Below are 21,380 nucleotides of genomic sequence, written 5' to 3'. Positions count from 1 at the left end.
GCCAGCGCCCGTCAAGGGCCCGCTCTCGCGGCTCGGCCATCGGGCGGTCACGTCCGACGCCGGGCGTGCGAGCGGGAGGCGCTTCGCAAGGCGCGCAAGCCAGTGGCTAACCTTCGATCTCGGTCACGAGCTGGATCTCACGGAGCACGCCCTGCACGCGGAAGCAGTCGAAGAAGTCGCCCTGGTAGACGCAGTCCTTGCCCTTGGTGTGGACGGTCCATGCGTGCCGGTGAGCCTGCTCGGTGGAGCACCCCACGGCCTTGATCAGCTGGAGGATGACGTCCTCAAACGTGTGGATGTCGTCGTCGAAGAGGATGACACGCCAGGGCGTCTCAACGTTTTCCTCCACGTCGACCTCGAGGGCCGGAGCGACGGCCGGGTCCTGCGGGCTCGCCACGATCACGCCGCGACACCTCCCTCGGGGACCAACGCGAGGATCGTGAAGTCCTCGGTGACCGGGTTGGCGAGCAGCTTTGCCGCGGCCTGCTGAACGACGGCCTCGGCCGCTTCGGCGCTCGGGGCGTTCACCGTGAGCGCGAAAAACTTGCCCGCGCGCACGGCTTCGACCGAGCCCATGCCCAGGTCGCCGAGAGCCGACGTGATGGCTTTCCCTTGAGGGTCGAGGATCGACGGGCGAAGCGTGACGCGGACGTGGGCGGTGAACTGCATGCGTGCGGAGGAGCGGGCCTGAAAGCTACGGAGCCCCAGCGCCGACGGGCGGGTCGTCCTCGAGGTCGCCCTCCACCTCCCGGCCGGTGGCGACGCGGAGGGCCCACAGGAATGCGCGGCCCAGCCCCCAGCCCAGATAGATCACGGCGGCGGCCAGCAACCCCTCTTCTTGGAAGGCAACCCCAAGGATCAGCGCCAGCAGGAAGAGGGCGAACCGGAAGCGGTAATGGCGCAGGTTGTAGGCGTTGGGCTGGGGAAGCGCGGGGAACGAGATCGGGGACACCATGAGCGCGGACAGCCCGACCACGATCGTGATGAGCACCGACAGCTGGGGCCGCGCGAGCACGTCGAACCAGGGCCGATCAATGAACGTCAAGATGAAGACGACGACGGTCCCGGCCTGTGCCGGGATGGGGATGCCCGTGAACTCGGTCGACTTCTCGCCCGCGGTTGCCAGCGAGTTGAACTTTGCGAGGCGGACCGCGCCGAACAGGGCCGGCAGGCTGGCGAGCAAGCCGCCCCACATCGGCCCGAGCTGGTTCAGGCCGAACTCGTAGAGCAGAAAGCTCGGGGCCACGCCGAACGACACGACATCGCTGAGGGAGTCCAACTCCACGCCGAACTCGCCGGACACACCTACTAGCCGCGCCATCAACCCGTCGAGCAGGTCGAAGAACCCAGAGAGCACCACGAGCCACGCCGCCGCCTCCAGGTTGCCCGCCGCCGTCTGGATCAGCGAGAAGAACCCCGCCAGCAGGTTCATCAGAGTGAAAAAGTTGGGCACGGCCGCCCGGGCCCGCTGGCTGTGGCGCCCGGGGACCGCACGCCGTGCGCGGAGGACGGGGCCCCGTCGTGGTCTCGGCTCCATCAGGCGGCCTCGGCGGAGGGGCGCCCAGAAGCCACGGATGCGGCGGGCGTGGTACGGGGGCCGTCGGAGTAGATCACGAGCGTGGGCAGGGCGATGGGAGGGTACACCACCATACGCCCTCCGCGTTCCGCCCAGCTGTCCGCCGAGACATCGAGTCAGCCTGGGCGCCCCCCGCGTCCGTGGACTCCATGGCCCAGGCTCCCAGCCGATGGGCAAGCCATCCACACCGCACAAAAAAAGACGGGGGCAGCACCGCAAGCGGCGTGCCCCCGTCCGGGTTCTTCGACTGGACACCTCCCCGCGAGCCGTGGCTCCGGTCGGGCGTCCTGGTGCGTTCAGCCACGTCGGCCGTCGTGGACCGTCCGAGGACCGCAGAGACTGCGGGCTCGGCCAGCGACGACATGTTGGCCATCGTGGGGCGCCGGGCGGGCACGTCGGGGACGAATCCCTTCGGCGCTCCCGTCGCTCCTGCTAACACCTCCTGTGCGGAACAGATTGGCCGTCGTCCGGGGCGAACCCGGTGCGACGTCTTACCCACGGAGCCCGTCCGCCGAAGCGGTCGGTCCGTCCTTTCCGGCGAGGCCGGTCTGGGCGCGCGGTGTTTCCGTTCGGATGCCGCCTCCAGTATCCCGTTTGACGGGGAGCGGCTGGAGCAAATCATCCGGACACACGGCGGGCACATCGGGTCTCCCTGTCCTACTAGAAGCTGGACCGGGTGGTCATCCGAAGACGACCGGAGGGCGATGGGTCCACCGTCCCACCCGGAGGTGAGACTGTGGCGCGCAGGGCATTCCGCGAGGAAGCCCTCGTGCAGCATGTGACGCACTCTGTCAAGGAACGCGACCGCGAACGGCCGCCTGCCCGAAGGCAGTGACCCAGGGTACCGAGCAGATCCGGTGGAGTCAAGATGAACGGATCGTTAAGTTGCGCACATCTCCACACCCGTCCACATCGGACCCTTCCGGCTTGCGAGGTTGCCCCGGAGCCAGGCCCGAAACGCTCGACGCCATGCCGTTGCGGGACAGAGACCTGGCCCAACGCCTTCCCCATTTTCCTTACCGAGCCATGCGCGCCCTCCCCCTCGTTTTTCTCGCGGCCGGGCTCGCGGGATGTCTCGGCAACCCGACTCCGAGGCTGGAGACGGCCGCCGACAGCCTGGCCTTCCGAGTCACGGAGGGCGCGGGCGGGCTCGCGGCGTGGAACGCGCTTCCTGCCCTGAGCTGGGAGTGGGCCGTCATTCGAGACTCGGCCGAGCTCTTTCGCACCCGCCACGTCTGGGACAAGCGGGGCGACCGCGTCCGCTCGGAGTGGCCCATGGGCGCCGACAGCATGGCCGTGGTCGTGTTCGTGCCGTCACGGCATTCCCCCGATGCCATCGACGGGCTGGCGGCGATCAACGGTGCGTCGCTGGCGGGACCCGAACGCGACAGCCTGATCGTCCAGGCGAACGCCCGGTTCGTCAACGATGGCTACTGGATGCTGGCGCCGCTCAAGGTGCTGGACCCCGGCGTGCGCCGCGCCATCGAGAACCGGGACGGCTGGGACCGGCTCGCGCTGTCGTTCGACGGCGTCGGCCTGACGCCCGGGGACCGGTACTGGCTGGAGATCGACGACGTCTCAGGGGCGGTGACGGGCTGGTCGTTCCTTCTGCAGGGCGACTCGACGGAGTCGCATTGGGAGTGGACGGACGTGGCCGAGTTGCCGACCGAGAAGGGTCCGGTCTTGCTCACTCGCATGCGGATCAAAGACGACGAAAACTCGATCATCCTGACCGAGCCGCGCGCGATCGACGTGCTCGACGAGACCGAGTTCACCGACCTCGCGCCTCGCCTCGGCGTCGTACGGGACTAAGCCGGCTCCCCGACGTTGGCCAGCCGATCGACCAGCCCGGCCCAGTCGCCGTCGAACACGACGACCTCGATGCCGCCAAGAGCGGCTGACAAGTCGTACGGCGTCATCATGCCCGGACGATTGTCGAGGAACAGCCCCTCGAAATTGACGCAGTCAGGCGGGAGCACGACCAGGTCGCCAAGCTCTCCCCGCTCGGCTCGCGGCTTCAACTCCGCGACGAAGCTTTTGAAGTTGAGCAGGCCGCTCACGGTGACGACCTCGCCGAACAGTGTGTTGGCACAGGTCACGACGTCGACCGACAGGCCGTCGACGGCCTCCAGTACGGGCTGGACGCGCTCGCGAAGCAGCGGGGCCGTCAGCGCGCCGGAGACGAGCGTGGCGCGGCGGGGCTCGGGCAACGCGGCCGGGAAGTCTTCGGACTGGAACGCGAGCTCGTCGAGGAAATCGCGGCTCATGCCGACGCCGTTCTCCATCAGCGGATACCCGTCGTAGGCCTCCTCGTCGGGGAAGTCGAGCCCGGCGATAAGGTAGACCTCGTCGGACAGGTAGACGAAGCCGCGGCCGATGCGCTCGCGGAACCAGCCCTGCCAGCGCGCGACCTGCCGCGCCAGCTGGCGCGCTTCGTCGGCCGAGACCGGGCGCAGGTCGGACAGCTTTTTGCGGTGGTCCGTGAGCCCGACCGGGACGATGCTCACCGAGAAGAGCTGTTCGTGGAGCCGGTACAGGTCGAGGATGGTCTTGACCAGCTGGCCGCCGTCGTTGTAGCCCGGGACGAGCACGATCTGGGCGTGCATCTCGATGTCGTTGTCCGCGAAAAAGCGGAGCTTCTCGGCCTGCCGGTCGACCGTCCGATGGCCCATCATCTCGGCGCGGACCGCGTCGTCGGTGCAGTGGACCGAGACGTAGAGCGGGCTCAGGCGCTGCTCGACGATGCGGGCGAGGTCGCGGTCGCGGAGGTTCGTGACCGTGATGTAGTTGCCGTAGAGGAACGACATCCGGAAGTCGCCGTCGCGGAAGTACAGCGTGTCCCGCAAGCCGACCGGATTCTGGTCGACGAAGCAGAAGATGCAGTCGTCACCGCAGGTCTTGATGCGGAACTCCTCGAGCTCGACGCCGAGGCCCGTGCCCGGCTCGCGCTCGACGGTCTCCTCGACGACGGTGCCGCCCTTGCGCAGCTTTAGCGCCAGGGTCTCCTCGGCCGTCTTGAACCGGAAGTCCAGTTCGTCCTCCACCGGCTCGCCATTGACGGCGAGAATCTGGTCGCCGGGCGCCCAGCCGAGGGCCTCGGCGGGGGATCCAGCGTCGACGGAGGCGATACGGACGGGCACAGGCGTGGGGGGCGCGAAATGAAACGTACGCTAGTGGCCCTCCAACAGGGGTGAACCGAACGGCAACAGCCAGCGACGAGCGTGTGAACGGATCGGCGCCTCGTCCCCGCGCGCGTTCACGCGGTCTTGCCCGTTGATCATCCACGGGGACTCCGTATCTTGGAGGCACGCTGCGCCCGTAGCTCAGTTGGATAGAGCGTTGGTTTCCGGTACCAAAGGCCAGAGGTTCGAATCCTCTCGGGCGTACCCAGCAGGACGGCCGGTCTCCGAAAGGGGGCCGGCCGTCTCTTTTTAGCCGTCTGGCCGCAAGCAACCACAGGAGCGGGGTCGTCACGGCGGCTCGAATGACGGCGCCGTTCGTGCCTCCCCCCCCCTCCAAGCGGGTAGGGCGCTCGTCGGCATCGGCGACGTTCCCACTTGCGCGACAACTGCCGGGATTGCAGTCAGGCCTGGAGCGCCGGCCTCTGACATCGCGCCCGCGGAGCGCAGTGTTGGCGGCGGACCGTGTCGAGCACTGCGCGTGGACCTGTAGCGAGACGCGCGGTCGCCTCCTGTCGGCCGATGACCGGTTTTAGTCAGGCGGCGGCCATCAGCGCACGACCACGAGGGGCAGCGCGACGCTCTCCGGCCCACCGAGCACGCGCAACACGTACAGCCCCGCCGCCAACGGGCCGCCGTCCACCACGACCTCGAGGGTGCTCCCCCCCACCAGTACGGCCGAGCCGTAGTCCGCCACGCGGCGGCCCAGGACATCGACCAGTGTGACCCGGACCGACACCGCCTCACTCGCCTCGATGCTGACCCTCGTCTGCCCCGAAATCGGGTGCCTCCCTCTCAGGGCCGCCGTGATTCGCGCCGAGGTGACGGGCAACGGACCGACCTTCTCGGCGCAGTCGCCCGCCAGCGTCCAGCCGACATCGGCCAGGACGGCGCAAACGACGGGGCCGGGCGCCGAGATCACCTCCCCGCGCGCGATGAACGGTGTCATTAGCCCGTCGCCGGTGCTTGCGCCGAACGTGTCCTCGTCGAGGTGGGAGTACGACCCACCCGGCACCCACGCCGGCGGCGTGTAGAGCGGGACGATGGACTGGCCGACGGTCTGCTCGATCGCCCTCCCGACAAAGTGGACGACGCCCTGCAACGCGTCTGCCAGCACGACGGACCGGTTTGGGAAGACGTCCGCGTCGAGCAGCGACACGCCCGTAGGAGTCTGGGTGTGGAGGTCGTAGCTGAAGGGCCCCTCGGGGTCGGTCCCGATGCGCCCTACGCCCTCCTCCACCTTGAGCGCCCCGATGAACCCCAGACCGTGTCCGATCTCGTGGAGGACCACGGTCGTCAGATCGTAGAGGCCCGACGGCGCCGACCCGGGGCCGATGTGCCAGGCCCCGAAGTCGCTGTTGAAGGTCGCCTCGATGTCGGGGGCGCTATCGCCGAGATCCTGATCGGCAAGATGGTCCGCGAGTGCGGCGGGGTACCAGACCCCCCGAGTCGGGGCGCCGGGGAAATTGCGGTAGAGGAAGGGCCCCGCTGAGCCGAGCGTGGACGCGTCCAGCGACGCCCACGACGCGTCGATGCGAATGGGCTGCGTCGTGCGGATCCGGCAGGCCCACGTGTCGACGGCAGCCTGAAACGCGGCCTTGGCGGCGGTCGGGAAGCCGGTGTAGGCGACCTCAAAGACCGCGCCCTCGGAGGCCGGATCGCACTCGGGCGCTCCGGTGCGGAGTCGCGACGCCGGACGTGCTGGCGAGGCCGCGTCCGACACGGGCAATTCGAACAGGACCGGCCGCGCCGAGCGCTCGGTCTGAGCCGCGCCCGGGGCCGCATAGAGGACGAGGGCCGCGGTGGCGGCCAGCAGCAGACGGCTCATCGAACGACGGTCACAGACAACACCGCCGTCGCCCCCTCGCTTGCGGCGCGAACCCGGTACACGCCCGGCGCGAGCGCGGACGCATCGACGGTGACCCGCTGGCGACCGGCTGCCGTCCCCTCAAACAGAGTCGCGACCGTCCGTCCGAGCACGTCGTGCATGGTGACCGTCAGCGGACCCGACCCGTCGGCGTTCACCTCCAGGGCGGTGACGGTTCGGAAGGGATTGGGGCCCGCCAGCCGCAGCGCGGGGCCGACCTCATCGGGGCTGCTCTCGCCGGCCGTCGGCTGGGGCGCCAACGCGAGGCATCCGGCGCCGAGCTCCCACCCCATGTCGGAGAAAAACGCGCACGTGATATCGCCGGGGTCTTGGTACGCCTCCCCGTTCGCGACGAGCGGCGTCATCAGTGCGGCAGAGCTCCCGACGATCACGGTCTCGTCCCAGTGAGAAAACGACGAGCCCCGCTCGAAGCGGAGCGGGGCCCAGACGGGCGGCCGCTCTCCGTAGACGGCCACGGTCAGCGGCGCGTCCACGAACAGGTCCTCACTCTCCAGCAGATCGCCTAGCACCTGCGAGGGGTTGGGGTAGATCTCCTCGTCGAGAAACGAGGTCCCCGCGCCGTCCTCGAGGAACCGGTCGAAAATGAGGGGGGAGGTCCGACCGTTGGAAGCGAAGCCCCAGCACCCGATCCCGTTCGAGCCGACGCAGCGGTTGCCCTCTTCGTTGTCCCGGACGTCGCCGGAGCCGGTGAACCCGAGGCCATGCCCGAGTTCGTGGAGAACGACGGTCACGAAGTCGATCTGGTTCGACGGCGGCCGACCGTCGAGCCCGAAGTAGAACCGGGAGAACGAGCTGTTGAACGTCGCGGAGATGTCGTAGTAGAAGTCGTCTTCGGCTGAGAAAAGGTCCCGGCCGGCGAGTGCGTCCGCGAGCGCGAACGGGTACCAGGTGTCCGGAAGGCCTGCCCCGAAGTCCCGGACGATGAGCGGCCCAGCCTGCCCGAGGGTCGTCGAGCCGAGCACCTCGAAGTCGGCCTGGACGCGGATCTCGATGGGCGAATCGATGTGCTCGGCCCAGATGTCGATGGCGCGCTGGAAGGCGGCCTGGGCGACCGGCGTGAAGCCGGTGTAATCGACGGTGATGGTCGCCGTGCGCCGCGTGGTGACGGTGGTGACCGCCCGTTCGAGTCGGCGTGCGTCGAGGGACGAGCCGTAGTCGATGGCGCGCCCGCTGACGGCGCCGTCCGGGGTGGCGTAGAGCGCGCACCACGCGTCGAGATCGCGAGTGACCTCGGGCTGCGCGTGCGCCAGCGGTGCGAGCGAAAGCAGGAGCGCGACGACGGCGAGACGGGTCATGAGCGGCGGCGGATGCGCTCCTGCGCGGCCCGAGCCCGCTGTTCCAGCGACTTGTGGAAGTCGAACTCCTCCTCGTTGTCCAGCACGCGATCGTAGAGCCGCTCTGCGGCTTCCAAGTCTCCCTGCGCCTCGTGGACCTCGCCCTGGTGATAAAGCGCCCACGGCCCCCACTTCGCGAGCGGGTCGCCCGGCTTGTCGATGGCGAGTTGGAAATGCCGAATCGCGTCGTCCCAGCGCTCGGTCGCTTGCAACGCTCGCCCGGTCCGGTAGGCCGCCTCGGCCCGCTTGACGGCGGGGAGCTCAGCGCCCGTCACAACCGGTTGCAGCGCCGCGATGGCGTCGGCATAGTCGCCCGCGTCGTAGGCTGCCCCCCCGATGACGAGGGCGCGCGACGAGGCGGTGAGTGGGTTCTCCAGCCGGTGCGCCGCCTCGCGCTCGGCCGACAGGTCGGCGTCGTAGTCGCGGACGGCGCGGACGCGGCGGTACAGGCTCTCAGCGCGTCGCCGGTCGCCCAGCATCTCGTACGCGAGGCCGGCGTGCAACGTCGACTGGGCCAGCAGGGCGCGACCGCGGAACGTGCGAGCAAAGTCCTCCAGCAGCGGCGCCGCCGCCGCGAACTCGCGCTGGCGGAAGAGGGCCATCCCGAGGTGCGCGTCGATCACGGGCAACGGCAGCACGCCGTCGACGTCGCGGGCGGCCTCCGCGCGCCGCAAGGCGACGACGGCCTCGGCCGCGCGGCGGTCGACCAGGAGGTGGAAGCCTGCGAGGTAGCCCAGGACGGGCGACGACGGGTGCGCCTCCGCGAGTGCCGCCAGCCGATCGACGGACCCGGCCCGTCGCTCATTGAGGGCGGAGTCGGAGATCGCGAAGGCAACGGCCGCGTCGAGGGCGTGCAGCCCATCGGCAGACGACGCGGCGTCGAGCTTTGCCAGCCCGCCAGCGACGCTGCCACGGAAGCCGAGCAGGCGAGCGACAAACTTGTAGGCGCGCGGGATCGAGCCGGCGGCCACCTCGCAGATGCCCTGGCCGAAGAGGGCGTCGTGCTCAGACAAGTCGTCGAATCGACCGCACGCCTCGCGCAGGCTGTTTCCGGCCCGGAGGTAGCGCTCCTGCCGGGCGAAGGCGAGGGCGCGGTGCAGCTTGGCTGCCCCGCCCAGCACCCGGGCGCCGGGCGCCTCATCCCGGCCGTCGACGACGGCCGTCAGCGAATCGTTGAGGGCGTAGAAGCGGTCGAAGGCGTCGTCCTCCTCCGTCACCAGCGCCTGCCAGAGCGCCACGCTTTCCAGCCCGTAGACGCCTGCCGGCGACTCCGGCTCGGCCGCCGCGAGCTGGCGGAACGAGCTCCGCGCATCGTCGAGCCGCATGTCCAGCGAGGCGGCCAGGCCCTGGGCGTAGAGCATGGCCCCGGCGTCGGTCTCGATGCCGAGGGCCGTTCGCACGGGGTCGGCGAGCGGCTCGGGGCCGTCGGCCTGGGCAAAAACGGGCCCCGCCAGCAGGCAGAGCGCGAGCGAGGCGGATCGGAGGAGGCGAGGGGTCATGTAGCGGCGACGACCAGGCGGTCGGAGTCTTCGGAAAAGTCCACGGGGCCGAGTTGGCCCTCGCTGGCGGCGATGATGGTCGCGACGGTGGCGTCTCCGGTCACGTTCGTGACCGTGCGGCACATGTCGAGGATGCGGTCGACGCCCAGGATGAGCGCGATGCCCGCAGTCGGGACCTGGACGGATTCGAGGATGATGACGAGCATGATGATGCCCGCCCCAGGAACGGCAGCGGTGCCGATGGAGGCGAGGACGGCGGTCAACACGATCGTCACCTGAGCCCCCAGGCCAAGGTCGAGGCCGAAGGCTTGAGCGATGAACAGCGTCGCCACGGCCTGGTAGAGCGCCGTGCCGTCCATGTTGATCGTCGCCCCAAGGGGCAGCACGAACGACGAGACCTCCTCGCTGACGCCCAGCTTCTCCTCGCATCGCTCCATCGTCACCGGGAGCGTCGCGCCGGAGGACGAGGTCGAAAAGGCGACGAGCTGCGCCGGGGCGATGCCCTTGAAAAAGTCAGCCACCTTCATCGGCGACAGCAGCTTGAGCAGCGTCGGGTACACGACGACGGTCTGGATCGCGAGCGCAACGACGACGACGCCCATGTAGCGACTCAGCCCGTCGAGCAAGCCCAGGATCCGCGTGGGGTCGTCCCCGGCGGTCGCCACGATGGTGTCGGCGAGCAAGGCGAACACGCCGATGGGCGCCAGCAGCATCACGATGTCAACCAGCTTGATTACGACATCGTTGAGCCCCTCGAAGAACGCGAGCACCGGGGCAGCACGCTCTTTCGGGATCTGAACCAGCCCGATGCCGAACAGGATGGCGATCACGACGACCTGCAGCATGCTCCCGTTGTCGGCGAACGACGCGAACGCGTTGCCCGAGACGGCGTCGACTAGGAACTGGAGCGGCCCCCGATCGGCGACCTCCGTCGCGGTCGCGGTGCGGGAGTTGGCGTCGTCCCCGAAGGCGGTGACAAGACCATCTCTCAGCTCGGGGGAAAAGGCATCGCCGGGCCGCACGAGGTCCGCGAGCAGGACGCCGATGGTCACGGCGATGGCCGTCGTGACGAGGTAGATGCCGATGGTCTTGCCGCCGATCCTCGACAGCTTGCGGAGGTCGGCCAGGCTGGCGACGCCGGAGATGAGGCTCGCGAGCACGAGCGGGACGGCGATCAGCTTGAGCGCCGTGATAAAGATGGTCCCGAATGGCTTGACCCAGTCGGTGACGAACGGGCCCCATCCCTGAACGGCGGAGAGCACCCCGAAGGCGAGGCCGAGCGCGAGGCCCAGGATGATCTGCCAGTGAAGCTTGCGATACCAGGCCATGCGCGCGGGAGGAGGGGCCGGAAAGCTACGGACGGGCCCGACAGCTCGGAGAACGGAGGCCGCGCGTCGCTCGTGCCCGGTCACACATGCCTTCTTGTGTGCAGCACCTAGGAGCCGGCGGTCCTCCCTCCGCCCTGTTCCGCATCGCGCGGACGGGGTGTGTCAGGCCACCAACATTGCAGCCAGCAGCCCCCCTGCGACGGTGCAGGCGGCGTTTACGCCGTCGTTGCCTAGCCACGACTGTCCCCCCGCCAGCGGGAGCGCGACACCGTCTGCCACAGACCGCTCGGTGAGCCGGCCGTCGGCCGCCCGGTACCGCGCCTGCAGCGTAGCGCCGAGGACGGAGTCGAGAACCGCTCCGGAGACGCCCGCCCCGACGAGCGCGAGCATCCATCCCCCGCTGGCGCCGATCAACCACGCGGCCGGGAGGGTGACGGAAGTGGCGCCGAGGACGGCCCCGAGCGTGCCGCCCCACGACACCCCGCCCGATGTGCCCGGCGGCACGCGAGGGCCCAGGCCGAGCCGTCGCGTCGATCCGCCGATCAGGGTCCCGATCTCGGTCGCCCACGTGTCGGCCGCCGCCGCCGCGAACGACCCGACGAACGCGACGTAGAGCCCCGGGCCCGCCACGAAGGCCGACGCGGCGAGCGCCGCGAGCGCCACGCCGCCATTGGCGAGGACTTGCCTCGCGTCCCGGCGACTCCCCTTTGCCGCCAGCGCCTCAGCGCTCGCCTTCCGCTGGTGCCCGAGGCGCGAGAGCGTGCTCGACAGCACGAAGAACGCCAGCGCGGGGACCGCCCACGCCCATCCCCCGATAGCGACCAGTCCCCACGCGAGCAGGGAGCCGGCCAGCGCGCCGGAGGCGTCGAGGGCGCCGACCCGCCACGTCCCCCACCCGAAGACGGCCGCCAGCCCCGTCGCCAGGCCGAGGACGCCCGAATCTGCGCCGTCCGCCACGGTGAGCACGACGACAACCGCGAGCACGATCCACACGTTGTCCCACCCGTTGCGTCCGAGTGCCTCGGCGATGGTCGCGAGCGCAGCGGCGGACAGCGATGCGGCGACGACCCAGGAGACTCCCCGGTCCGGCCCGGCGACGGTTAGGACGGTCGCTGTCACCACGATTGCAATAACGGCGAACGCAAGAGATCCGGCTGCCGTCTTCCGGCCCGCTCTCCCGCGCTCCCAGCGCAACCCGACCATTGAGGCGGCCGGGTCTGCCAGCGCCAGCACGGCGAAGGCGGCCTGCAAGGCCCACACGCGGTCCGCCAGCGGCGACCACGTCAGCCCCAGAGCGGCGATCAGCGCCAGGGGAAACAGCACAGTCCCCCACGACCGGCGCTCGACGGCGTGCATCGAGGGGAGCCACCCTCGCGCCAGCGCGACCGCGTTGCCGAGGAAGAACACGCTTGCCAAAAGGTAGATGCCGTCGGGCACGTCGAACCACTCCGGCGCTGCAGCCGTGGCAAGCCCGACGAGCGCGTGCACGACGCGCCGGGTGGACTCGGGCCGCCCGCCGAGACGGCGGAGCCCCTCCCCCGCCGCGACGGCCGCGCCGAGTAGGAGCGCGAACAGAGCGAGGTCGTCGAGGTCGATCTGGAGGGTCACGCGAGCCGGTCTGGGAGCGAACGAAAACGGCCGCCCCTCCGGGGGGGAGGGGCGGCCGCAAGGTCGACTCAGACGAGCTGACTTCGCTAGCGCGGGATGTTGAGCAGCAGCGAGAACCGGAGTTGGTCCGCCAGCGGCGAGTTCTCCTGGAGCGCGTAGATGTACGAGATGTCGACGCCGACCAGGCTGTAGCGGATGCCGGTGCCGAAGGTCAGGAACTGACGGTTGCCATTGGCCGGGTCCTCGTAGAAGTAGCCGCCGCGGAGCGCGAGCAGGTCGTTGTACCAGTACTCGAGCCCGGTGCCCAACGTCAGTGAGCGCAGGCCCGAGATGTTGCGGCAGTCGTTGTCTGCGTTCTCGTCGAGCGCCAGCTCGTCGCACGTCGTGCCCGCCTGGACCGTGGTCTTGACGAGCCGCGACTGCCACGACGTGAACAGCGCCTCGTAGAAGGGGTCGTACTCGCCCGTCGTCGCGTCGCGGTTGACGATGATCTTGTTGAAGTCGATCGCCAGCAGAATGCGGTTGAAGTCGTCCAGCTGGGTGTCGAGCGCGGCGCCGAAGCGCAACGTCGTCGGGATCGCGTCGGGCGCGTTGAGGACCGTGTCCCCAGGCGTCGAGTCGACGTAGGAGATGCCCGGGCCCATGTTGGCAAGGTTGACGGCGAACGTCGGCCGCGAGGACTGGCCGAAGCCGAGGTCCGGGGCGGTGTACTTGACGCCGAGGTCGACGCCGACGGACGTGCCGGCCGAGGTGGACGCCCCGGCGACGTCGGTGCCGCCGGTCAGGTTCGAGTAGATGAACCGGGCGCCGGTGCCGACGGCGAGGTTTTCGGTGATCGGGTAGCCGTAGCTGAGGCCGAGCGCGAACTCGTAGGACGAGAAGGTGCCGAGCTCGAAGCCCGTTTCATCCGTCGCCGTCTGTGTGCCGAGGTCAAAATACGTGAGATGGCCGCCGACCGTGCCCGCTTTGCCCAAGCCGTGCTTGGCGGAGAGGTGCTCGTAACTGAGGTTGGCGCCGAGCGCCGGGAGCCACGGGGCGTGGGTAAAGGAGACCTCGGTCCCCTGCTGGCCCGCGAGGCCGGCGGGGTTCCAGAACGGCGCGTAGGCGTTGTCGGCCACGGCGACACCGGCCATGCCCATGCCGGAGGCCCGGCTGTCGGGCTCGATCTGCAAGAAAGGGACGGCCGTCGTGAGGACGATTTCCTCGACCTGCTGCTGGGCCTGCCCGGAGGCGGCGAGCCCCAGCGCGAGGGCGAAAAGCGAGAGAGAGCGAGTCATGCGGGGGGGGAATCAGTGTCGAAGGGTACGCCGGGTGCGGCGGTTGCCCTGCGGAGACGGCGCTAAACGGCCGCGTTGAGGGGGGTTATCGAATGATGGCGAGCCGCTCGATGCGCTCGGCAACCTGCGACCCGCCGCTGGCGGAGGGCACGTCGAGACGGATGCGGACGAGGTAGACGCCGGAGCCGAGCCGGTCCTGGTCGTCGTCGAGGCCGTCCCACGACACCTGGACGGTCCGGTCGGACAGGAACCCCTCAGGGAGCGTCTCGGCCCCATCCATCGTGCGGACCGGGCGGCCCGCGAGCGAGTAGATGCGGATCTGGAGGTCGGCGGACGTGCCGATGGGCTGGTTGTGCTCGACGAAGAACCGCGACGGCCCGGCGGTCGGGTTCGGGTACGGAAGGGCGCTCCGGATGAGCACGCCCTCGTCCACAACCACGAACGAGAGGGACGCCGTGGACGCGTTGTTGAGCGCGTCCCACGCCGTCAGCGACACCGTGTGCTCGCCCGGTGTCAAGTCGCCGAGTGCCGTGAGAGGGACGCGGACCGTGCCCGAGCGGTACGTGTCGAGGTCGGCCTGGTAGTAGCGGCCCAGGTCGACGGCCTTCGATGCGTCGCCGTCGACCGTCGCCAGCAGCTCGTGCCCGACGCCCGCACCGACGGCGTTGAGGCCGCTGGGATCGGAGAGCCGGGCCACCAGGTGGGCCGTCGAGGACGCCGTGCCGCCGTCGACGAACGTCGAGTCACCGACGAAGAGGGTGATGGTCGGACCGACGCGGTCGTCGGGGCGACTCCCGGCCGTCGTGGACACAGTCGCCTCCGTCGACTGCCCCACCCCGTCGGTGCCGTTTTCACCGAGCGCGTAGGCGACCACGCGAGCGGGCAGCCCAGAGTAGGACACGTCCTGAGGAACGAGGAAGGTCGAGGAGAACAGGCCGCCGGCCACCGTGGCGCGGCCGGTGTAGATCTTGTCGGTGCGCGCCGTGTAGTCGCCCAGGAAGTCGGCGTCGGGGCCGTCGGTCCAGCAGCAGGCATCGGGCGGCAGTTCCACGAGGCGTTGGGCGTCAAAGACCGTCAGCGAGACTTCGCCGCGGTACGTCGGGTCGGGCTGGCCGTCGAGGCCCAAGACCGTGCCGGAGACGGTGGCCTCCTGGAAGGCCTCGAAGGCGGGTGGCAGCGTGAGCGCGACCGACCGCTCGGGCAGGCCCAGGCGCATCGCCGGGTCGCCGAGGAGGTTGAACTTGCGGTTGTTGGAACTCGCCCCGATGGCCGTGTTCTTGGTCCGACGGAGTGCATCGCCGAGCCGCGCGGGGCGGCCGTCGGGTTCGCGCGTCAGCATCTGCTCCGTGAGCTCCAGGTTGAGTCCGAAGTTTGTACCGGAGCCCGGATTGCTGGAGGTGTACACCAAGCGAACCGTCGTCAGCATCGCCACGCCGCCGCCGCCGGGGCGGAGGAGGATCTGCTCGGCCATCGACTGGTAATCGGCGATGTCGAACTTGCCGAATGAGCACGTCGCCGTCACGAAGACCGGCAGGCGGTCCACGTTGTCGAGCGATCGGACGAGCGTCTCGGTCACGTAGTCCTCGTCGCCGAGCCCATCCGGCCCGCCGTGGCCGCTGTAGTTCCAGACCAAGGTGCCCTCGTTGATCGACTGGCGGATCGCCTCGGTGGCCTGGGGCCTGAGCTGGCCGCGCGCCGTGATGACGCTCGGGTACGACGGCCCGTAGATCTTCTGCAGCGTCACGGTCGGATCGACGATCTCCGCCAGTTCAGCCGTCGCGTCGGCATTCAAGACGTGCAGGTCCTTGTCCCACTCGCGCGGGTACTGATCGTCGGCGACGAACGTGAATCGGGTCCGCCAATCGCCCCGTGTGGCGGGGCTGTCGTAGCGGATGATCTTGTCGACGATCGTCGTCGCGTCCGAGACGGTCCGGGAGGGGATTCGCCCGACGCCGATGTCGACGCGGAACGAGGTGGTGTCGTTGTACTCGAGCCGCCCCTCGTCGTCGCCCAGCATCCCGAAAAAGTCGTCGGTCGTGTACGAGGTCGTCCGGTTGATCATGTTCTCCGTCTGGAACGTCGGGACGTAGTTGGGGACGTCCGTCCGAATGCCACGGAAATCGTAGTGCCCGTCGCCGAAAAGCAGGAGGTATTCCGGGAGGGCCCCGGCCGGGGCCCGGTCGTACAGGAACTTCATGTAGTCCCGCACGGCCCGCATGTCGGGTGCACCGCCCGCGAACTCGTTGAAGACCTGCTGGGTCGTGACGACGATGGGCGCTAGCCCGTCCTGCTGTCGGTGCGCCGCCAGGCGCTCGGCGGAGGCGCGGAAGTCGGGGTGCGTGACGACGACGTAGGTGGGCGTCCCCGCGAGCCCGTGCAAGTTCTGCGTCGCTACGGCGACGGCGCCCGCCTCCAGCCCGCCGGGCGTCCGGACGGCCGCGCCCGCCGGGTCGAAGGCGACGACCTCGCGGTGGGCGTCGACCGCCTCGACGCGGGTGCGGAACGAGCCGCCCGCCGCCTGCACGCCCAAGCGCCGGATCGCCGCGGCGTCGGTCACGTCCCAAACCTGGGGCTCCGACGAGAACCCGGCGAGGGGGATCTCGAACCGTCCGACCGCCCCGCCCGGTGTCGGAAACGCGAGGTAGCCCTCGCTCGCCGTCGGCACGCGCTCGACGACGGCCTCCACCCAGTCGATCCATGCGGAGGCGCCGGTGTTGCCGCCGCTCGCCCGGACGGTGACGCCGAGCCCGGTCCCGTACGGGGCCGTCGCCTCGAAGCGTGCGTCGTTTGCGAGGTTGCCCGCATTGAGGCTCCCCAGATCGGTCGCGCCGGGCCGAGTGGTTGCCAGTGCTGAGTTGTTCTTGAGGAGCGTGAACGTGACGCCTGGATTCGCTCGCGCGGCCACACGGCCCCGGTAGACCACGGGATCGGCCGCCCCAGCCCCGGCAACCGTTGCCGCGAGCACGCTGAGGCCGGTGCTGCCGATGTTGATCTCGGGCCCGAACCAGTCCAGGCCGGAGCCGCTCCCGTCACGGGGGATGTTGGTGGCGTCGACCTCGTAGAACCGCCGTGCGGCCACCCGACCAAGGGTCGTCACGGTCGGCCATGAGGGGAACGCGGCGCTGCCGATGCGCGCGGGGCTCGGGTCGTCGACACGAAGGAAGTAGTAGCTGACGTCCGAGAACGGGCTGATGTCGTGCTCCCAGTGCCCGCCGCCGGTGTTGTCGGCCGTCCAGTCCCACCACTGCGGGCCTTCGGCGTAAAACACGAGCGCGCCGTTCTGCTGGAGCGCGGCGATCGGCTGGAGGTCGGCCGGGCGGGGTGCGCCGGCCTGCGCCGGCAGGATCCGTCCGCCGATGCCGTAGACCCCGACCTGCCCGATTTGCGCCGTCACGCCGAGCGAGTCGCTCAAGAACGCCGCGTCGATGCGGTAGACGCCGTCGGTGGGGATCGGGACTTTGAACCACGTCCCCTCCGCGAGCACGCTGCGCGCCACGTCGAGGTGCGGGTTGTCGTCGCCGGAGGCCGCGAGCCGGGCGGCGAACGGGGGCTTGGGCACGCGCACCACCGCGCGGCGCGCGCGGATCAGGCGGCCGTCGGCGACGCGCAGCATGCGCACGGCCAGGCTGCCGACGAGCTGGCGCCGGCTCTCGCCGATGCCGACGACCTCGCCGAGCGGCCCTGCGAGCGCTCGCGCCAAGGCCTCGCCGTCGATGCCGGCGGGCAGGGCCACGCTCTCCTCCTCGACCGACACGACGGTGACCGACGGCGGGACGGCAGAGACGAGCGGGATCTCGTGCGAGAGGATGGGCCGCCCCGCACTCGCGAGCGCCACGAGCACCTCAAGGTCGCCTCGACTCTGCTCGAGGGCGTCCGCCAGCGGGGCCCGCCAGTCGGCCGAGGCCTCGACGGTGACCGCGTTCGGCGATGTGTCGAGGACGCGGAGGGTCGGAGTCTGGGCGCGCTCTTGCGCGAACCGAGCCGCCGAGACCGGCGCGTCCTGTGCCAGGGCGGGGACCGCCGCGAGGAGGGCGACGACGTAAACGAGTGAGAAACGCGGCATGGAGTGCGTGCGGGCGGCGTGAGCCGGTAGAGCCGGAAGTCGCGCAGGGATCTGCGCGGGGCGTAGCACGAACTCGGTATAGGCGTCTTCGGTGGCGGGAGTCGAAAGATAGACGGGGCGGGAGCGCGGGGGCAAGGTGCCGGCCGGTGCCCCACTGGCGGACTGCGCCCCGGATCGGCTCTGTCCGACCTCAGGGACGCGCCGCCCTGTGCATTTCGTGTGCCCTCCGAAAATGACCGCGCCCGCATCCTCTCGGATCGCGGGCGCGGGGCGGGGTCTAGACCGCCGGATGAGGTCGGGCCAGGAACGCGATGGCGACTCGCTGCCCGGCTCGCGTGAGCCTACGAGCTGTTGATGTTGCGGTGGATGGCCTGCCGCGTGAGCCCGATCCGCTCGCCGAGTTGGCTCCGGTTGTCGATGCCGGGGATCCCGACAAAGCCGTTGACCAGACTCGTGAGGTACTCCTGGCGGAGCTTGTTGATCGGGATCGGCCCCAGGATCTTCGCCAGGTCTAGTTCGGCCAGCTCGCGCTGCGCGAGCGCCGCGTCTTCGTCCACGCGGTCGAGCAGCGACGGCCACACCGGCACCGTGTCGAAGACGGCGCGGGCCTGCTGGTAGTACTCGAGCGCGAGCCCGAAGAACTTGAAATCGTAATGGTAGACCTGCGCGAGCTGGTGGAGGGCCATCCCCTGCTCAGCGACGAGGTCGTTGCGCGTCGCGAGCTCGTGGGCCTTCTGCAGCGACTCCTCGCCGGCGTGGTGCTTGCCGAGCTTGACGAGCGCGAAGCCCTTGAACATGAGCGCCTTCGGGATGTACTCGACGAGCCCGTTGCGCCGGCTCAGGTTGTAGACCCGCATGCAGACCTCGACCCCCTGCTCGTACGAGCCCTGCGCCATGAGCGCGGTCGCCTTCTCGAGCAGGGCCGCGATCTCCCAGGGACGGCTTCCAAGGCGGCGGGCCTCTTCGCGAACGCGGTCGAAATACTGGAGCGCTGCGGTGACGCTCATCAAGCGGTGGCGCATCATCCAGCCCAGGCGGTGGTCGAGCACCAGGGTTTGGTATGCGTCCTGGGGGTCGATCAGCGCCAGCTCAGTCTTCGAACGCTCTACGGGAGCGTCGCGCAGGCAGCGGACCGCCTGGAGCTGAACGTGCGTTTGCAGCGTCGGGCCGAGGCGGGCCTTGAGGAGCTCGTTGAACTCGAGGTAGGCATCGTAGACCCGGGCCTCGCCGAGGTGGGCGAGGGCTCGGGTCCACCGCTGGCGGACGGCTTCGGGCTGAGCCTCGAAGGCGTCCGTCACGCGCTCGACGTGCTCGCGCTCATGGGCCGGGATCATCGGGGCGGACGGCATAGGACGGTGGTCTAGGGGAAGGGCGCAAGCGCCTAGCGACCCTTCCGATATCGGTTCGCGCTGGGGGCCCCTTAAGCCAGAGAACCGGCAACTGCCCGTTCCGTCTCTCGGCCCTTGTAGGCGGCTCTCGTTCCCCGCCCCCGACCTAAATATGTGTCGCGATGCGCGAGCCGTTACCCCCCGTGCATTGCGCGGTCGACCACGGCTCGGAGCGCGGCGACTTCCGCGAACAGCGCTTCCAACTCGGCCGCCGCGTCCGTGATGCTGGCGATGGCGTCGACGATCATCTCGTCGGTGGGGACGGAGCCCGCCACCTCCTTCGCCAGTTGCGCGTTGCCCGCGATCACCGCCAGCGGGTTGTTGAGCGAGTGCGCGATCCGTCCCAACTCGTCGCGCACCTCGGCGAGGGCCTCGGCCCCTCCCCCACCTGAGGTGAGCCGCTGCGCCAGCTCTTCCGGCCCCGACACCGATTCGACTGGCGTCGACAGCCCGAGCACGTCGCGGAGTGCCGTGATGGCCTCTGCCCCGGCCACCTCAGGCCCGACGAACACGGCGGAGAAGCTCGTCCCTGCGAGGTACGCCCTCGCCGATTGCGCGGAGTCGGCCATCGTCACCACCGTGTCGGCGGGGAGCGTCGCCAGCCAGGCGTCGGGATCGGTGGCAACGAGAAGAATCGGGCCCATGGGTGCAAGGTCGAGGTCGTCGCAGACGCCGCTTGCGGGGCCTAGGGTTCCTAACCGAGCGACAAGTGGACCATGCCGTCGCCAGAGGGCGAGGGGATTTGGATGTACGCCGGGACCTCGACCCCGACGAGGGTCCGCAGGTCGGACCGTCCCGCCATGTCGGCGTCGACGCGCTGCCAGATCAGCTGGCGGCGCCTCGTTTCCCCGCTTGCGGTCACGACGCCGTGCCGGGCGATAAACGGGTCCTGAGACAGGCTCCAGAACCACTGCGTGAACGCGGCCCGCTCGCTGGCGGTCAGCCCGAAGGCGTCGGTGACAGCGGCAAAGTGAGGGACCGACATCTGATCGCGGCCGGTCAGCGCACGCGCCGCGCCGTTCCACCGGCTCGTGGCGCCTCCGGCATCGAACGAGGCCACGACGACGCCCGCCGCGTCCAGCACCCGCTGGAGCGCCTGCTGCCCGGCGGTGAGCTGGTGGACCCGCTGGTCCACCATCAGGTCGAGCGTGTCCGTGAAGGCAGCGACGCGGCGCTCGAGCCGGCGCGCGTGCGCCTGGTCGGTCGCCTGGAAGAGGACGTAGGGCCGGCCCTCGATCTCGAATCCACGGAGCGACACCTCGACGGGGCGCGTCTCGTCGTCGCGGTCGATGATCGCGTACTCGATGCCTGAGACCGAACTGCCTTCGCGGAGCGAACGGGCCGCCATGTCCAAGAGCGGTTCGATGGGGAAGGTCTGCTGGAGCGCCTCGATGCGTCCGCCGCGGACGGCCTCCGGAGGAAGGCCGGTCGCCGCGTAGAACGCCGGGTTGCCCTCGATGATCTCCCCGTCCATCGTGCACAGCAGGACGTAGTGCGGGTTGATCTGGTAGAGGGCCGCCACGTGCTGGTCCACGTCGCGGGCTCGGTGGCGGAGTTGGCGGATGCGGGCTGCGACCGGCCCGAACGCCTCGGCGAACGGCCCTAGCCACAGCGCGGAATGCCGGATCAGCGCGTCGCCGTCGGCGTCGCCCTGGGCGATCCGCTCGCCGAGCAGCGCCAACTGAGTGGCGGACCTCGGGCCGGTGTACCACGTCAGGACGACGAACACTCCGGCGATGAGCCCCCACAGGCTGGCAACGGTCACGACGGCCTGTAGGAGGGTCCCGTCGGGCAGCCCGTCGGGAGCGGCCCGGATGGCCACTACACCGCCGCCGCCGGCGAGATCGGCCCGGGCAATGGCGTACCGCTCACCTGAGATGGAGGTAATCCCGGCCTCACTGGCGAACGCAACCGCTGTCCGACTCCAGTCCGCCATGCCCACCACGCCCGGGGCAGTCGATCGCACGGGCCGGCCGTCGGCGTCGTAGACCACGAGCATGGCGTCGCCCGCCATCCGCTCCACGGGTGCGCGGGCGTCGGCGGTGCGGAGGGCCCCGGCCACCGCATCGGCGCGGACGGCCAGTTCGTCGGTGGCCGCTTCGTACGCGAGGGCCCGGATGCTCGCGAGATGGAGCGCGCCACCCGTGAGGGAGACGGCCGTCATGACGACGAGTCCGAGAATGGCGGCGCGGACGGCCGGCGTGGGCGAGAGCATCGGGAGCGGAGACGCGGAGCGCAGG

General features: G+C 69.9%; 15 protein-coding genes and 1 tRNA gene. 2 read left to right on the top strand and 14 right to left on the bottom strand.

Going from position 1 to position 21,380, the window contains the following annotated elements; genetic code table 11:
* Window positions 1-106: 106 nt before the first annotated feature.
* From ACLII4_RS11265 to pssA, 3 genes are read right to left on the bottom strand one after another with little or no spacing between them, the layout of a single operon-like run.
* Window positions 107-397, bottom strand: coding sequence for an ATP-dependent Clp protease adaptor ClpS (locus ACLII4_RS11265; protein WP_412067499.1), 291 nt, complete (start codon window positions 395-397; stop codon window positions 107-109).
* Window positions 398-399: 2 nt separating this feature from the next.
* A complete protein-coding gene (purS, locus tag ACLII4_RS11260; protein WP_412067498.1) occupies window positions 400-669 on the bottom strand; it encodes a phosphoribosylformylglycinamidine synthase subunit PurS in 270 nt (89 codons plus the stop codon).
* A 25-nt stretch (window positions 670-694) separates the two neighbouring features.
* On the bottom strand, window positions 695-1,453 hold the full coding sequence (gene pssA / locus ACLII4_RS11255; protein WP_412067497.1) for a CDP-diacylglycerol--serine O-phosphatidyltransferase: 759 nt from the start codon (window positions 1,451-1,453) through the stop codon (window positions 695-697).
* A 1,149-nt stretch (window positions 1,454-2,602) separates the two neighbouring features.
* On the opposite strand from pssA, the gene ACLII4_RS11250 reads away from it, so the two are divergent.
* A complete protein-coding gene (locus tag ACLII4_RS11250) occupies window positions 2,603-3,388 on the top strand; it encodes a hypothetical protein (RefSeq protein ID WP_412067496.1) in 786 nt (261 codons plus the stop codon).
* Here the strand turns inward: ACLII4_RS11250 and ACLII4_RS11245 are convergent.
* Complete coding sequence (locus ACLII4_RS11245; protein ID WP_412067495.1) at window positions 3,385-4,716, bottom strand: DUF512 domain-containing protein; 1,332 nt, start codon at window positions 4,714-4,716, stop codon at window positions 3,385-3,387. The genes ACLII4_RS11250 and ACLII4_RS11245 overlap by 4 nt on opposite strands.
* A 172-nt stretch (window positions 4,717-4,888) precedes the next feature.
* On the opposite strand from ACLII4_RS11245, the gene ACLII4_RS11240 reads away from it, so the two are divergent.
* A tRNA-Arg gene (locus ACLII4_RS11240) sits at window positions 4,889-4,962 on the top strand.
* Window positions 4,963-5,305: 343 nt separating this feature from the next.
* Here the strand turns inward: ACLII4_RS11240 and ACLII4_RS11235 are convergent.
* The 10 genes from ACLII4_RS11235 to ACLII4_RS11190 all read right to left on the bottom strand — a co-directional run bounded on the left by ACLII4_RS11235 (window position 5,306) and on the right by ACLII4_RS11190 (window position 21,355).
* The gene (locus tag ACLII4_RS11235) at window positions 5,306-6,583 is read right to left on the bottom strand and encodes a hypothetical protein (RefSeq protein ID WP_412067494.1); all 1,278 of its coding nucleotides are present in this window, start codon (window positions 6,581-6,583) and stop codon (window positions 5,306-5,308) included.
* Window positions 6,580-7,938 (bottom strand): hypothetical protein, encoded by a 1,359-nt coding sequence (locus ACLII4_RS11230; RefSeq protein ID WP_412067493.1) that lies wholly within the window; start codon window positions 7,936-7,938, stop codon window positions 6,580-6,582. Before ACLII4_RS11230 ends, ACLII4_RS11235 begins: the two co-directional genes overlap by 4 nt.
* Window positions 7,935-9,476 carry a tetratricopeptide repeat protein gene (locus ACLII4_RS11225; protein WP_412067492.1) on the bottom strand — a complete coding sequence of 514 codons (1,542 nt, stop codon included), beginning with the start codon at window positions 9,474-9,476 and terminating at the stop codon, window positions 7,935-7,937. Before ACLII4_RS11225 ends, ACLII4_RS11230 begins: the two co-directional genes overlap by 4 nt.
* Window positions 9,473-10,804 (bottom strand): dicarboxylate/amino acid:cation symporter, encoded by a 1,332-nt coding sequence (locus tag ACLII4_RS11220; protein WP_412067491.1) that lies wholly within the window; start codon window positions 10,802-10,804, stop codon window positions 9,473-9,475. The genes ACLII4_RS11225 and ACLII4_RS11220 overlap by 4 nt, the downstream gene beginning before the upstream one ends.
* Before the next feature lie 162 nt (window positions 10,805-10,966).
* Window positions 10,967-12,412, bottom strand: a complete 1,446-nt coding sequence (locus ACLII4_RS11215) for a DUF92 domain-containing protein (protein ID WP_412067490.1) — start codon at window positions 12,410-12,412, stop codon at window positions 10,967-10,969.
* A gap of 86 nt (window positions 12,413-12,498) precedes the next feature.
* Window positions 12,499-13,689, bottom strand: coding sequence for a type IX secretion system outer membrane channel protein PorV (gene porV, locus ACLII4_RS11210; protein WP_412067489.1), 1,191 nt, complete (start codon window positions 13,687-13,689; stop codon window positions 12,499-12,501).
* 85 nt (window positions 13,690-13,774) lie between these two features.
* Window positions 13,775-17,752, bottom strand: coding sequence for a type IX secretion system sortase PorU (gene porU / locus ACLII4_RS11205; protein ID WP_412067488.1), 3,978 nt, complete (start codon window positions 17,750-17,752; stop codon window positions 13,775-13,777).
* A gap of 341 nt (window positions 17,753-18,093) precedes the next feature.
* Window positions 18,094-19,101, bottom strand: a complete 1,008-nt coding sequence (locus ACLII4_RS11200; protein WP_412067487.1) for a hypothetical protein — start codon at window positions 19,099-19,101, stop codon at window positions 18,094-18,096.
* A gap of 173 nt (window positions 19,102-19,274) precedes the next feature.
* Window positions 19,275-19,784, bottom strand: a complete 510-nt coding sequence (locus tag ACLII4_RS11195) for a histidine kinase dimerization/phospho-acceptor domain-containing protein (RefSeq protein WP_412067486.1) — start codon at window positions 19,782-19,784, stop codon at window positions 19,275-19,277.
* A 50-nt stretch (window positions 19,785-19,834) separates the two neighbouring features.
* Complete coding sequence (locus ACLII4_RS11190; RefSeq protein ID WP_412067485.1) at window positions 19,835-21,355, bottom strand: PAS domain-containing protein; 1,521 nt, start codon at window positions 21,353-21,355, stop codon at window positions 19,835-19,837.
* Window positions 21,356-21,380 lie beyond the last annotated feature (25 nt).

Source organism: Rubrivirga aquatilis (genome assembly GCF_046845665.1).
Taxonomy (GTDB): Bacteria; Bacteroidota; Rhodothermia; order Rhodothermales; family Rubricoccaceae; genus Rubrivirga.
The sequence above is the reverse complement of the archived record's forward strand: the minus strand, read 5'-3'. Positions and strand labels throughout refer to the sequence as shown.

Excerpts from the sequence above, each read along its gene's own strand:
- ACLII4_RS11190 (WP_412067485.1), bottom strand. The coding sequence starts at position 21,355 with ATGCTCTCGCCCACGCCGGCCGTCCGCGCCGCCATTCTCGGACTCGTC.
- ACLII4_RS11230 (WP_412067493.1), bottom strand. The coding sequence starts at position 7,938 with ATGACCCGTCTCGCCGTCGTCGCGCTCCTGCTTTCGCTCGCACCGCTG.
- ACLII4_RS11250 (WP_412067496.1), top strand. The coding sequence starts at position 2,603 with ATGCGCGCCCTCCCCCTCGTTTTTCTCGCGGCCGGGCTCGCGGGATGT.
- ACLII4_RS11220 (WP_412067491.1), bottom strand. The coding sequence starts at position 10,804 with ATGGCCTGGTATCGCAAGCTTCACTGGCAGATCATCCTGGGCCTCGCG.
- ACLII4_RS11195 (WP_412067486.1), bottom strand. The coding sequence starts at position 19,784 with ATGGGCCCGATTCTTCTCGTTGCCACCGATCCCGACGCCTGGCTGGCG.
- purS (WP_412067498.1), bottom strand. The coding sequence starts at position 669 with ATGCAGTTCACCGCCCACGTCCGCGTCACGCTTCGCCCGTCGATCCTC.
- porV (WP_412067489.1), bottom strand. The coding sequence starts at position 13,689 with ATGACTCGCTCTCTCTCGCTTTTCGCCCTCGCGCTGGGGCTCGCCGCC.
- ACLII4_RS11235 (WP_412067494.1), bottom strand. The coding sequence starts at position 6,583 with ATGAGCCGTCTGCTGCTGGCCGCCACCGCGGCCCTCGTCCTCTATGCG.
- ACLII4_RS11200 (WP_412067487.1), bottom strand. The coding sequence starts at position 19,101 with ATGCCGTCCGCCCCGATGATCCCGGCCCATGAGCGCGAGCACGTCGAG.
- ACLII4_RS11225 (WP_412067492.1), bottom strand. The coding sequence starts at position 9,476 with ATGACCCCTCGCCTCCTCCGATCCGCCTCGCTCGCGCTCTGCCTGCTG.
- porU (WP_412067488.1), bottom strand. The coding sequence starts at position 17,752 with ATGCCGCGTTTCTCACTCGTTTACGTCGTCGCCCTCCTCGCGGCGGTC.